Source organism: Pseudomonas sp. NPDC089918 (assembly GCF_050280605.1).
Taxonomy (GTDB): Bacteria; Pseudomonadota; Gammaproteobacteria; order Pseudomonadales; family Pseudomonadaceae; genus Aquipseudomonas.
The window spans coordinates 47858-59874 of the sequence record NZ_JBNNVP010000002.1; the positions used below are offsets into that span (position 1 = coordinate 47858).

Below are 12017 nucleotides of genomic sequence, written 5' to 3' on the forward strand. Positions count from 1 at the left end.
CGGATGGGCCTTTTTTGTTGCTTACTGCACCGCAGATTCCTGAACCACTCGAATCACCCGCTGTGGAAACGGAATATCGATACCGGCCGTTTTCAAACGATCACGGGACTGTTCGTTGAACATGAACATCACATCCCAATAATCCGCCGTCTTCACCCACACTCGAAGGGAAACAGTAATCGAACTGTCGCCCAGAGTAGAAATCACTGCCTGAGGTGCCGGGTCAGCCAAAACGCGCTCATCTTTTGCCAGGTCCAGCAACACTTCACGGGCCTTCTGCAAGTCCGCCTCGTAAGCCACGCCGACATCGAATATCACCTTGCGGGTCGGCTGACGGTTGGTATTGGTAATGATGCCGTTCGACAGATTGCCGTTAGGCACGATGATGGTTTTGTTATCGCCGGTACGCAGTACGGTGTGGAAGATCTGGATGCTATCAACAGTACCCGCAACACCTTGAGCTTCGATCCAGTCGCCGATGCGGAACGGACGGAACAACAGAATCAGCACGCCGCCAGCGAAGTTCGCCAGGCTGCCCTGCAACGCCAGACCGATCGCCAGGCCAGCAGCACCGATCGCTGCGACGAACGAGGTGGTTTCCACGCCGATCATCGACGCCACGCTAACGATCAGCAGAACCTTGAGAATGATGTTCGCCAGGTTGCTGATGAAACCTTGCAACGCCAGGTCGGCATTACGCAACGCCAGCAGGCCGCCGAGTTTTTGTGCCACCTTGTTGATCAGCCACCAACCGATGGCCAGGGTAATCACCGCCAACAGCACACGGCTGCCGTATTCCATGATCATCGGAATCCAGGCTTGGGATTCCTTGACCAGGTTGTCCACTTCAGCATTCAAATCCATCTTTTTTCTCCTGATTTCCGGCTACCCGGCACGCAAAAAATGAGCGGCAGAAAGACCGAACCCATGAAGGATTCAATCGTTTCTGCCGTTGCTTGGGCCTCGGACGTCGAAAACGCCGAGAGGTTCCCGCTTGAAAAGTCAGTCGCGGAAGTTATTGAACTGTAGCGGCATATCGAAGGATTTGGCGCGCAGTGCGGCAATTGCTTCTTGCAAGTCATCACGCTTCTTGCCGGTGATGCGCACTTGCTCGCCCTGAATGGCGGCCTGGACCTTGAGCTTGGCGTCTTTGACGTGAGCGACGATTTTCTTCGCCAGCTCTTTGTCGATGCCTTCCTTGAGGACCGCTTCCTGCTTCATCAACTTGCCCGACGCGTAGGCATCCTTGACTTCAAGGCACTGCACATCAATCTTGCGCTTGACCAAGGCCAGCTTGAGGATCTCGATCATCGCTTCGAGCTGGAAATCGGCTTCCGCGGTCAGGTTGACGGTCAGGTCCTTTTCCTTGAACTCGAAGGTGCCTTTGCCTTTCAGGTCATAACGACGATCGAGTTCCTTGACGGCGTTCTCGACCGCGTTGGTGACTTCGTGTTTGTCCAGTTCGGATACCACGTCGAACGACGGCATGTAATCTCTCCAATAAAAGGCGCGCTCGATAACGATGGAGCGCGCTTGGCTTGCGGTTAAAATCGGGCTCATTATAACGGGTCTTTTCCAACCGATACTGCGAGCCTCACATGCCAGCGTCAAACCGAGCAAAAAGCTGATGTCTACCCCTTGGCATATTCTGGGCGCCGGCAGCCTCGGCACCCTTTGGGCCACACGTCTGGCGCGGGCTGACGTACCGGTCAGGCTGATCGTGCGGGACGCGACACGCTTACAGGCCTATCGGACGGCTGGCGGTTTGACGCTGGTCGAACATGGCGAAGCGCAGCTGTATCCGGTGCCCGGCGAAACAGCCGACAGCGACGAGCCCATCAGCCGTCTGCTAGTGGCCTGCAAAGCCTACGACGCCGTAACAGCCGTGGCCCGCCTCGCCCACCGGCTGACACCCGACGCCGAACTGATCCTGCTGCAGAACGGCCTCGGCAGTCAGGACGCAGTTGCCGCGCAGGTGCCTCAGGCGCGCTGCATCTTCGCCTCCAGCACCGAAGGCGCGTTTCGCGATGGCGACTGGCGTGTGGTGTTCGCCGGTCACGGCTACACCTGGCTGGGCGATGCGGGCCATCCGGTAGCGCCGATCTGGCTGGAGGACTTGAGCGCCGCCGGTATTCCTCATGAGTGGAGCACCGATATCCTCACAAGGCTGTGGCGAAAACTGGCGCTCAATTGTGCGATCAACCCGCTGACCGTGCTGCACGAATGCCGCAACGGCGGTTTGCAGCAACATCATTGCGAAGTCGCCACCCTGTGCGCCGAGCTCACCGAGCTGCTGGAGCGCTGCGGCCAACCGGCAGCGGCACAAAACCTCCGGGAGGAAGTCGAACGGGTAATCAAGGCTACCGCGGCCAATTTCTCCTCGATGTACCAGGACGTCGCGAATCAGCGCCGCACCGAAATCAGCTACCTGTTGGGCCATGCTTGCAAAGTCGCGTCGCGGCATCAGCTGAACCTGCCCCACCTCAGTCAATTGCAGGAGCGCCTGATTGCTCATCTGCGCAGCCTTGGATTGCCCAGCGACTGAGCAGCGGCTACGCTGGCCACTTGTTCCTTTTCAGCGATAAACCTGATGCCATTGCGCCAGCGCCTTGAAAATCTTCCAGTCGGCCAGAAATTGCTGGCCGCCCTGCTGGTGCTGTTGACCACCGTTTTGCTGGTCGCCAACCTGACCTTTATCAGCGCCGCCTATTACATCTCCCAGGAAAGCATGGCTCCCCAGGCCTTGCAGACCATCGGCCGACTGGTGTCCAACCCAAGCCTGATCTCCGAAGCCTTGAAGTCGCCACAAACCGCCGAACGCCTGCTCAACGAACTCAACAGCTATACACCGTTGCGTGCGGCTGCGCTCTATGACGGCAAAGGTGTGCTTCTGGCGCAGCTGCAGCAGGGCGACAAGCTCCAGCTGCCGGAGCATTTCCGGCATCTGGAAGCCTGGCAAGCCACCGAGTTTCGCAGCAATCAAGTGATCACCCTGCCCCGCCCCGGTACCGCACCGGGGCACTTGCTGCTGGTAGCCAGCAGCGAATTGCCGATGGCGTTCTATACCGGGACCCTGACCGCCAGTTTGGGGATTCTGATCTTCAGCGTGCTGTTGTGGCTGGTGATTGCCCGGCAGATCAAACGCCTGATTACCCGGCCGATCCATCAGCTCGAAGAGTTGTCCCGGCAAGTGACCCGGGAAGAGAACTACGCCCTGCGCGCCTCTCGCGGCAACCACGACGAAATCGGCAGCCTCGCCGAAGCGTTCAACACCATGCTCTCGCGCATCGAGGCCCGGGAGCAGCAGCTCAAGCGCGCCCGCGACGATTCCCAGGCCGCTTACGACCAGGCTCAGGGGCTGGCCGAAGAAACCCGCCACACCAACCGCAAGCTGGAACTGGAAGTTCAGGTGCGCAGCAAGATCGAAAAGAAACTCACCGGTTTCCAGAACTACCTCAACAGCATCATCGACTCCATGCCGTCGGCCTTGATCGCCCTCGACGAGCAGCTCTATGTGACCCAGTGGAATCAGGAAGCCAGCGCCCTGTCCGGCACACGCCTGGACGAAGCCTTGAACCAGCCGATTTTCCTCGCCTTCGAACCGCTCAAGCCATTCTTGCCGCAGCTCAGGCAAACCGTCGAGCAGCACACGGTGGCGAAGATTGAGCGGGTTACCTGGCTCAAGGACGAAGAGCCCCGGCACTACGCCCTGACGTTCTACCCGTTGATGGGTGGTGCCGGGCGCGGCGTGGTGATCCGGATCGACGACATCACTCAGCGGCTGTCCCTGGAAGAAATGATGGTGCAGTCGGAAAAAATGCTCTCGGTCGGTGGCCTCGCCGCCGGCATGGCCCACGAAATCAATAATCCACTGGGTGCAATCCTGCACAACGTGCAGAACATTCGTCGGCGCCTGTCACCCGATCTGCCGAAGAACCTCGAACAGGCCGAGCAACTCGGCATTGAGCTGGAAACGGTCAACCAGTATTTGAAAGCTCGAGAAGTGCCGCAATTACTCGATGGCATTCAACAGGCCGGTGCCCGGGCAGCAAAAATCGTGACGCACATGCTCAGTTTCAGCCGCCGCAGTACCCGGCAGATGGCTCCCTGCGATTTGCCGGCGTTGATCGATCAAGCGGTGGAGATCGCCGGCAACGACTTCGACCTGGCCATCGGCTTCGACTTCAAGGGGCAGGCGATCATTCGGCAGTTCGATCCGGCACTGGGCCCGGTGCCCGGCACTGCCAACGAGCTGGAACAGGTGCTGCTCAACCTGCTGAAAAACGCCGCGCAAGCCATTCACCAGCGCACAGACGACCGCGAGCCGGGGCGGATCATTCTGCGTACAAAACTGAACCCGCCGTGGGCAGAAATTCAGGTCGAAGACAACGGCATCGGCATGAGCGAGAGCGTGCGCAAACGTACGTTCGAGCCGTTCTTCACCACCAAGGAAATCGGTCAGGGCACCGGCCTTGGGCTCTCGGTCTCGTACTTCATCATCACCAACAACCACAAAGGCCAGATGGAAGTGCAATCGACACCGGGCCAAGGCACCTGTTTCACCTTGCGCCTGCCGTTGTCGGGCACTCCGGTGGTTTCTCAAGAACTCAATCAGCTGTCGAGGTAACCATGGGCTTTCGCTTGTCGAAGATTTACACCCGCACTGGCGACAAAGGCGAAACCGGGCTCGGCGATGGCCGCCGGGTGCCCAAGGACCATCCGCGCATCGAAGCCATTGGCGAAGTCGATACGCTGAACAGCCAGGTGGGTGTGCTGTTGGCCGGGTTGGCGGCACAAAGTGATACGTACCCAGGGCTGAACGAAGTGATCGAGGTGTTGGCGCCCTGCCAGCATCGGTTGTTCGACTTGGGTGGCGAACTGGCGATGCCGGTTTATCAGGCACTGAACACGGCAGAAGTCGAGCGCCTGGAGGCGGCAATCGATGTGTGGAATGAAGAGTTGGGGCCGCTGGAGAATTTCATTCTGCCCGGCGGTTCGGCGCTGATCGCCCAGGCCCACGTATGCCGCTGCCTGGCGCGCAGTGCCGAGCGGCGCTGTCAGCAGCTGAATGCGATCGAGCCATTGGCCGGGGTTGGCCTGGCGTATATCAATCGGTTGTCGGATTTGTTGTTTGTGGCGGCGAGGTTGATTGCCAAGCGTCAGGGGGTTGCCGAGATTTTGTGGCAGCCTGCGGCCAAACCCGGGGTTTAGTAACTGATCGTTCCCACGCTCTGCGTGGGAATGCAGCCCGGGACGCTCTGCGTCCCATCAAGAGCCGAACGCGGAGCGTCCGTTGAGGCATTCCCACGCAGAGCGTGGGAATGATCGGGTGCTACGCCTCAGGCCAAAACGCCCGAATCCCCGCCACACCCTGCGCCCCTGCTTCCCAGGCTTTCTGCCGCTCTGCCGGGCCCACCCCGCCAAGCAAAAACACCGGCTTGCTGAAGCCTTCGATCAAACTCGAAGCCTGCTCCCAACCCAATGGCAGAGCATCCGGATGAGTCTGCGTCGGCTGCACCGGCGACAGGGTCACGAAGTCCACGCCCATTTGCTCGGCCAACGCCAGTTCTTCAGCGTTGTGGCAAGACGCTGCCAACCAGCGTGACGCCGGTAGCGGACGCCCGGCCGCTGCGTACTTGCGCAACTGCGCCGACGTGATATGCCAACCGGCGGACGGGAAGTCCCCCAGCCATTCAAACGGCCCCTTGATCATCAACTGCGCCTTGCCGGCACACAGCCCCGCCGCATCCACCGCCAGATCGCGGTATTGCGGGTCGTAGCCGTTGGGCGCGCGCAACTGAATCAGCTTGATGCCGCCAGCGATGGCTTTCTGAATACCGCGCAGCAAGGCCGGGGTTTCCAGGCCCTCCGGTGTGATCAGGTAGTCGCCGGGCAAGCGTGCAGCGGCGACGATCGGCTGGTTGGCGGCCGGAAATTCGTAATCCACCAGTTCTCGCGCGGTCACCCAGGCCAAAGGCTGGCCTTCGGCGCCATGGGGTTCGCCGGTAAACGCCGAGACTTCCCAGACATCCAGCAACACCTGCTTATCCGGGTAATCGTGGCGGACCTTGATCATCGGTCGCGCTGTGTTGACCACAATGCCCAACTCTTCGTGAAGCTCGCGAGCCAGGGCCATCTCGACGGATTCGTCATCCTCGACCTTGCCACCGGGGAACTCCCACAAACCGCCCTGATGCTGAGTGTCGGCACGGCGGGCAATGAGGATCTTGCCGCTGCTATCGCGGATAACCGCGGCTGCTACATGGACTCGTTTCACCGCTCTATTTCCTCCAGACCCGCCTTCCGCCAGGCCTTGAAGGCTGGCCATTGGTAGATGGTTTCGACATAGGCCGCGTCGGCCTCGGGCAGTTTTACCTGATAGGTGCGCAGGCGTACGGCGATCGGTGCGAAAAACGCATCCGCCAGGGTCGCGCCGCCAAACAGGAACGGGCCGGTTTCAGTCGCGACGGCGCGACATTCAGCCCACAACGCCAGCATGCGCTCGATTTCAGCCTGAACCTCAGGTGGGGTCGGCGACAGTGGCGCATCGTGGCTCAGGTCGAACGGCATGTTGCCGCGCATGGCGAAAAAACCGCTGTGCATCTGCGCGCACGCCGAACGCGCCTGGGCACGGGCGACAGTGTCTTTGGGCCAGAGGCCGGCATCGGGGAATTGTTCGGCCAGGTATTCGGCAATCGCCAGGGAATCGGCGATGGTGCCGTGTTCGGTTTTCAGCAGCGGGACTTTCCCGGTTGGCGAATGCTTGAGCACGCGCTCGCGAGTGTCCGGCTGGTTCAGCTTGATCAGTTCTTCGGTGTAGGACGCGCCGGTCAGGTCAAGAGCCAGGGCGGCGCGCAGGGACCAGGAGGAATGCAGTTTGTCGCCGATGATCAGGTGGAGGCTCATGTTCGGGACCTTTTTATGAGGGAAACAGGCCAGCCTATGCAGCGACTGGCAGACCGTCATCGCGAGCAGGCTCGCTCCCACATTTGATCCTGCCGAACACAAATGTTGTATTCACTGGAGATCTATTGTGGGAGCGAGCCTGCTCGCGATTGCAGCGACTCGGTCTAACGAGTGATCAAGTACGGTACTCGGCGTTGATCTTCACGTATTCGTGGGACAGGTCAGTGGTCCAGATGGTTTCGCTGCAATCACCGCGCCCCAGTTCGATGCGGATGGTGATTTCTTCCTGCTGCATCACCGCCGCGCCCTGAGCTTCGGTATAGGTGGAAGAGCGAGCACCACGGCTGGCGATGCACACGTCACCAAGGAATACGTCGATCTTGCTCACGTCCAGGTTCGGTACGCCGGCACGGCCCACGGCGGCCAGAATGCGGCCCCAGTTCGGGTCGGAGGCGAACAGTGCGGTCTTGATCAGCGGCGAATGGGCCACGGTGTAGCCGACGTCCAGGCACTCCTGGTGATTGCCGCCGCCGTTGACTTCCACGGTGACGAACTTGGTCGCGCCTTCGCCGTCGCGCACGATGGCCTGGGCCACGTCCATGCAGACTTCGAACACCGCTTGTTTCAGCAAAGCGAACAGCGGACCGCTGGCTTCGGTGATTTCCGGCAGTGCAGCCTGACCGGTGGCGATCAGCATGCAGCAGTCGTTGGTCGAAGTGTCGCCGTCGATGGTGATGCGGTTGAACGACTTGTTGGCGCCGTCCAGCAGCAGGTTTTGCAGCACCTCGCGGGAAACTTTGGCGTCGGTGGCGATGTAGCCGAGCATGGTCGCCATGTTCGGACGAATCATGCCCGCGCCTTTGCTAATGCCGGTGACGGTGATCGTCACGCCGTCATGCTGGAACTGGCGGCTGGCACCCTTTGGCAGGGTGTCAGTGGTCATGATGCCGGTAGCGGCGGCTTCCCAGTTATTGACCGACAGGTCGTCGAGGGCGGCTTGCAGCGCACCTTCGATTTTTTCGACCGGCAGCGGCTCGCCGATCACACCGGTGGAGTACGGCAGCACGAGATTTGCATCGACGCCGGTCAGCTCAGCCAGTTTGGCGCAAGTGCGCTCGGCAGCTGCCAGGCCTGGTTCGCCGGTACCGGCGTTGGCATTGCCGGTGTTGGTCAGCAGGTAACGTACCGGGCCTTGCACGCGTTGTTTGGCCAGGATAACGGGAGCGGCGCAAAAGGCGTTCAGGGTGAACACGCCCGCCACTGTGGAACCTTCGGCACAGCGCATGACCACGACATCCTTGCGCCCCGGGCGCTTGATACCGGCCGAGGCGATACCGAGTTCAAAACCGGCAACCGGGTGCAACGTTGGCAAAGGACCAAGACCAACAGCCATGAATGCGCTCCTTAAAAAGTAGTGTCTGCACCGTCATTACCCCGTTCTTTTAACGTGGCGCGGTGGTTTAAATGGCAAAACGCCGCGACGGCATAAGCCGGTCGCGGCGCGGGTATTTCAGCGAATGAAACGGGTTTACTGGATCTGCCCGTGGCAATGCTTGAACTTCTTGCCCGAACCGCAGTAGCACAGCTCGTTACGGCCCAGCTTCTGCTCGTTGCGCACCGGTGCGGTGGCGAGGGCTACGTCGACCTCTTCACCCAACACTTCCGGTTGCTCCAGGCCAGGGGCTTCGTCGTGCTGGAACTGCATGCGCGCAGCCAGTGCTTCGGCTTCCTGACGCAGGCGAGCTTCTTCTTCGATCGGATCTTCGCGGCGAACCTGAACGTGCGACAGCACACGGATCGAGTCGCGCTTGATCGAATCCAACAGCTCGGAGAACAAGGTGAAGGACTCGCGCTTGTATTCCTGCTTCGGGTTCTTCTGCGCATAACCACGCAAGTGGATGCCGTGACGCAGGTGATCCATGGTCGACAGGTGGTCTTTCCACAGGTCGTCCAGTACGCGCAGAACGATTTGCTTCTCGAAGGTGCGCAGTGCTTCGGCACCGGCCTGGTCTTCTTTCTCGTTGTACGCGGCGATCAGCTCGTTCATCAGCTTTTCGCGCAGGGTCTCTTCGTAGAGGTGATCGTCTTCGTCCAGCCATTGCTGGATCGGCAACGCCACGCCGAAGTCGCTCTGCAACGCCGCTTCCAGACCGGCCACGTCCCACTGCTCTGGCAGCGATTGCGGTGGAATGTGTGCGCTGACGGTTGCGTTGAGCACGTCCTGACGGAAATCGGCGATGGTTTCGCCGATGTTGTCGGCGGCCAACAAACTGTTACGCATGTGATAGATCACTTTACGTTGTTCGTTGTTGACGTCGTCGAACTCGAGCAGTTGTTTACGGATGTCGAAGTTGCGGCCTTCAACCTTGCGCTGAGCCTTCTCGATGGCGTTGGTCACCATGCGGTGCTCGATCGCCTCACCGGACTGCATGCCCAGCGCCTTCATGAAGTTCTTCACCCGGTCAGAGGCGAAGATGCGCATCAGGCTGTCTTCCAGCGACAGGTAGAAACGGCTGGAACCGGCGTCGCCCTGACGACCGGCACGACCGCGCAACTGATTGTCGATACGGCGCGATTCGTGACGCTCGGAAGCGATCACCTGCAAACCGCCCGACTCCAGCACTTGCTGGTGGCGTTTCTGCCAGTCGGCCTTGATCTGGGCAATCTGCTCAGGGGTCGGGTCTTCCAGCGAAGCAACTTCCACTTCCCAGTTACCGCCCAACAGGATGTCGGTACCACGACCGGCCATGTTGGTGGCGATGGTCAGTGCGCCCGGGCGACCGGCCTGAGCAATGATTTCGGCTTCTTTTTCGTGGAACTTGGCGTTCAGAACCTTGTGTTCGATGCCTTCCTTCACGAGCAGGCTGGACATGTGCTCGGACGTTTCGATGGTGGCGGTACCCACCAGCACCGGACGGCCCTGGGTCATGCACTCCTTGATGTCGTTGATGATCGCCGCGTATTTCTCTTCGGCGGTCAGGAACACCAGGTCGTTGTAGTCTTTACGCGCCAACGGTTTGTTTGGCGGGATGACCATGACCTGCAGGCCATAGATCTGGTGGAATTCGAACGCTTCGGTGTCCGCGGTACCGGTCATGCCGGACAGCTTGTTGTACAGACGGAAGTAGTTCTGGAACGTGGTCGACGCCAGGGTCTGGCTTTCGGCCTGGATGTTCAGCCCTTCCTTCGCTTCGATGGCCTGGTGCAGGCCTTCGGACAAACGGCGACCCGGCATGGTACGGCCGGTGTGTTCGTCGACCAGGACGACCTGACCGTCCTGCACGATGTATTCGACGTTGCGGTTGAACAGCTTGTGTGCGCGCAGACCGGCATAAACGTGGGTCAGCAGGCCGAGGTTATGCGCCGAATACAGGCTCTCGCCTTCAGCCAGCAGGCCGACGCGGGTGAGCATGTCTTCGATGAACTGGTGACCGGCTTCGTTGAGTTCGACCTGACGGGTCTTCTCGTCCACGGTGTAGTGGCCAGCCTTGGTGACTTCGCCTTCGACTTCTTCGACGTGCAACTCCAGCTGCGGGATCAGTTTGTTGATCTCGATGTACAGCTTGGAGCTGTCCTCGGCCTGACCGGAAATGATCAGCGGGGTACGGGCTTCGTCGATGAGGATGGAGTCGACTTCGTCGATCACGGCAAAATTGAGTTCGCGCTGGAATTTTTCTTCCATGCTGAACGCCATGTTGTCGCGCAGGTAGTCGAAACCGAATTCGTTGTTAGTGCCGTAGGTGATGTCGGCGGCGTAAGCAGCGCGCTTTTCTTCCGGCGGCTGGAATGGGGTGACCACGCCGACCGTCATGCCGAGGAATTCGTAGAGCGGACGCATCCAGTTGGCGTCACGGCGGGCCAGGTAGTCGTTCACCGTCACAACGTGCACGCCCTTGCCGGACAGCGCGTTGAGGTAAACGCCCAGTGTCGCCACCAGGGTCTTGCCTTCACCGGTACGCATTTCCGCGATCATGCCTTCGTGCAAGGTCATGCCGCCGATCAGCTGGACATCGAAGTGACGCATCCCCATGACACGCTTACCGGCTTCGCGGGCGACCGCAAAGGCTTCTGGCAGCAGCTTGTCGAGGGTTTCCCCTTTGGCGAGGCGGGCCTTGAACTCGTCTGTCTTGGCACGCAATTGATCGTCCGAAAGGGCCACCATTTGCTCTTCGAAGGCATTGACGAGCTGCACCGTCTTGAGCATGCGCTTGACTTCACGCTCGTTCTTGCTTCCAAAAAGTTTCTTTAACAAAGGCGCAAACATATCGGCAGGATCTTCCACACTAAAGGGATGGAGGGCGGCCCCGTGAGTCGCCCGTGCAGCCCTCATGGCCGCATGCGAACGAGTATTCTACCCGGAAACGATGGTGAGGAAAGTGGCGTTATTCCACGATGCATGCACTGCGCTATGACGGGGCTCACTTAAAATAAGGGCATTTTGCTGAACTTCAACCCATCAAGGGCACAAGTTACTTGTTGATTTAATGGGTAAAGCGCTCGCAAAGCAATGGGTCGGGGGCAGCGGGTGCTTTCTGTTACCATGGCCGCTCTGTTACTTCAGGTGTCTGATCATGGCATTTCGCCCTCTCACGGCCAGAGCACCCGCCGTTCTGCTTCGCGAAGCCAAACCGCTGAAAGCCATTTTTGGCCACGCTCAACGCCTGGGTCATTTACAACGTCTGGTGGAAAGTCAGTTGCAGCCAGCAGCCCGCGAGCATTGCCATGTGGCGTCGTGGCGCGAAGGCAGTTTATTGCTGATTGTCACCGACGGTCACTGGGCCACCCGCCTGCGTTATCAACAAAAGCGTCTGCAACGGCAGTTACAGCTGTTCGACGAGTTCGCCAGCCTGACGCGGATTCTGTTCAAGGTTCAGCCGCCTACCGTTCAGCAAGGGGCTGCGGGGCATACGATAAATTTATCGACCGATGCGGCGGCGACCATTCAGGCGACGGCCGATGGTATTACCGACCCGAACCTGCGGGCGGCCCTCGAACGGCTGGCGGCTCACGCCAAGCCCAAGGTGTGACATAGAACCCATGTGGGAGCGGGCCTGTGGCGAGGGAGCTTGCTCCCGCCGGGCTGCGAAGCGGCCCCAAAATGGGACTGCTTC

10 protein-coding genes are annotated in these 12017 nt (G+C 59.8%); 4 read left to right on the forward strand and 6 right to left on the reverse strand.

Annotated features, from left to right (window positions below):
- Positions 1–21: 21 nt before the first annotated feature.
- The gene (locus tag ACQKPC_RS01785; protein WP_427622901.1) at positions 22–864 is read right to left on the reverse strand and encodes a mechanosensitive ion channel family protein; all 843 of its coding nucleotides are present in this window, start codon (positions 862–864) and stop codon (positions 22–24) included.
- A gap of 138 nt (positions 865–1002) precedes the next feature.
- Positions 1003–1488, reverse strand: a complete 486-nt coding sequence (locus ACQKPC_RS01790) for a YajQ family cyclic di-GMP-binding protein (protein WP_095632188.1) — start codon at positions 1486–1488, stop codon at positions 1003–1005.
- A gap of 139 nt (positions 1489–1627) precedes the next feature.
- Here ACQKPC_RS01790 and ACQKPC_RS01795 point away from each other — a divergent pair, with 139 nt between their 5' ends.
- Genes ACQKPC_RS01795 through ACQKPC_RS01805 form a run of 3 tightly spaced genes read left to right on the forward strand, consistent with a single transcriptional unit; the run spans position 1628 to position 5211 of the window.
- Positions 1628–2545: a putative 2-dehydropantoate 2-reductase gene (locus ACQKPC_RS01795; RefSeq protein WP_427622902.1), complete on the forward strand. Its 918-nt coding sequence runs from the start codon at positions 1628–1630 to the stop codon at positions 2543–2545.
- A gap of 45 nt (positions 2546–2590) precedes the next feature.
- Entirely contained in the window at positions 2591–4627 is a 2037-nt protein-coding gene (locus ACQKPC_RS01800) for a sensor histidine kinase (RefSeq protein ID WP_427622903.1), read from the forward strand.
- A gap of 2 nt (positions 4628–4629) precedes the next feature.
- On the forward strand, positions 4630–5211 hold the full coding sequence (locus tag ACQKPC_RS01805) for a cob(I)yrinic acid a,c-diamide adenosyltransferase (RefSeq protein WP_427622904.1): 582 nt from the start codon (positions 4630–4632) through the stop codon (positions 5209–5211).
- Positions 5212–5332: 121 nt separating this feature from the next.
- Here the strand turns inward: ACQKPC_RS01805 and ACQKPC_RS01810 are convergent, their stop codons facing one another.
- From ACQKPC_RS01810 to secA, 4 genes are all read right to left on the reverse strand, one after another.
- Entirely contained in the window at positions 5333–6277 is a 945-nt protein-coding gene (locus ACQKPC_RS01810) for a Nudix family hydrolase (protein WP_427622905.1), read from the reverse strand.
- Positions 6274–6906, reverse strand: a complete 633-nt coding sequence (locus ACQKPC_RS01815; protein ID WP_427622906.1) for a glutathione S-transferase family protein — start codon at positions 6904–6906, stop codon at positions 6274–6276. The genes ACQKPC_RS01810 and ACQKPC_RS01815 overlap by 4 nt, the downstream gene beginning before the upstream one ends.
- A 175-nt stretch (positions 6907–7081) precedes the next feature.
- Positions 7082–8299 (reverse strand): bifunctional glutamate N-acetyltransferase/amino-acid acetyltransferase ArgJ, encoded by a 1218-nt coding sequence (gene argJ, locus ACQKPC_RS01820; RefSeq protein WP_427622907.1) that lies wholly within the window; start codon positions 8297–8299, stop codon positions 7082–7084.
- A gap of 135 nt (positions 8300–8434) precedes the next feature.
- Entirely contained in the window at positions 8435–11170 is a 2736-nt protein-coding gene (gene secA / locus ACQKPC_RS01825; protein ID WP_123495523.1) for a preprotein translocase subunit SecA, read from the reverse strand.
- A 307-nt stretch (positions 11171–11477) separates the two neighbouring features.
- Here secA and ACQKPC_RS01830 point away from each other — a divergent pair, with 307 nt between their 5' ends.
- Positions 11478–11933, forward strand: coding sequence for a DUF721 domain-containing protein (locus ACQKPC_RS01830; protein ID WP_123357942.1), 456 nt, complete (start codon positions 11478–11480; stop codon positions 11931–11933).
- Positions 11934–12017: the final 84 nt, after the last annotated feature.

What these genes read in the sequence shown, in the direction of transcription:
- ACQKPC_RS01790 (WP_095632188.1), bottom strand. Translation starts at nt 1,488, where the DNA reads ATGCCGTCGTTCGACGTGGTATCCGAACTGGACAAACACGAAGTCACC.
- argJ (WP_427622907.1), bottom strand. Translation starts at nt 8,299, where the DNA reads ATGGCTGTTGGTCTTGGTCCTTTGCCAACGTTGCACCCGGTTGCCGGT.
- ACQKPC_RS01800 (WP_427622903.1), top strand. Translation starts at nt 2,591, where the DNA reads ATGCCATTGCGCCAGCGCCTTGAAAATCTTCCAGTCGGCCAGAAATTG.
- ACQKPC_RS01795 (WP_427622902.1), top strand. Translation starts at nt 1,628, where the DNA reads ATGTCTACCCCTTGGCATATTCTGGGCGCCGGCAGCCTCGGCACCCTT.
- secA (WP_123495523.1), bottom strand. Translation starts at nt 11,170, where the DNA reads ATGTTTGCGCCTTTGTTAAAGAAACTTTTTGGAAGCAAGAACGAGCGT.
- ACQKPC_RS01830 (WP_123357942.1), top strand. Translation starts at nt 11,478, where the DNA reads ATGGCATTTCGCCCTCTCACGGCCAGAGCACCCGCCGTTCTGCTTCGC.
- ACQKPC_RS01785 (WP_427622901.1), bottom strand. Translation starts at nt 864, where the DNA reads ATGGATTTGAATGCTGAAGTGGACAACCTGGTCAAGGAATCCCAAGCC.
- ACQKPC_RS01805 (WP_427622904.1), top strand. Translation starts at nt 4,630, where the DNA reads ATGGGCTTTCGCTTGTCGAAGATTTACACCCGCACTGGCGACAAAGGC.
- ACQKPC_RS01815 (WP_427622906.1), bottom strand. Translation starts at nt 6,906, where the DNA reads ATGAGCCTCCACCTGATCATCGGCGACAAACTGCATTCCTCCTGGTCC.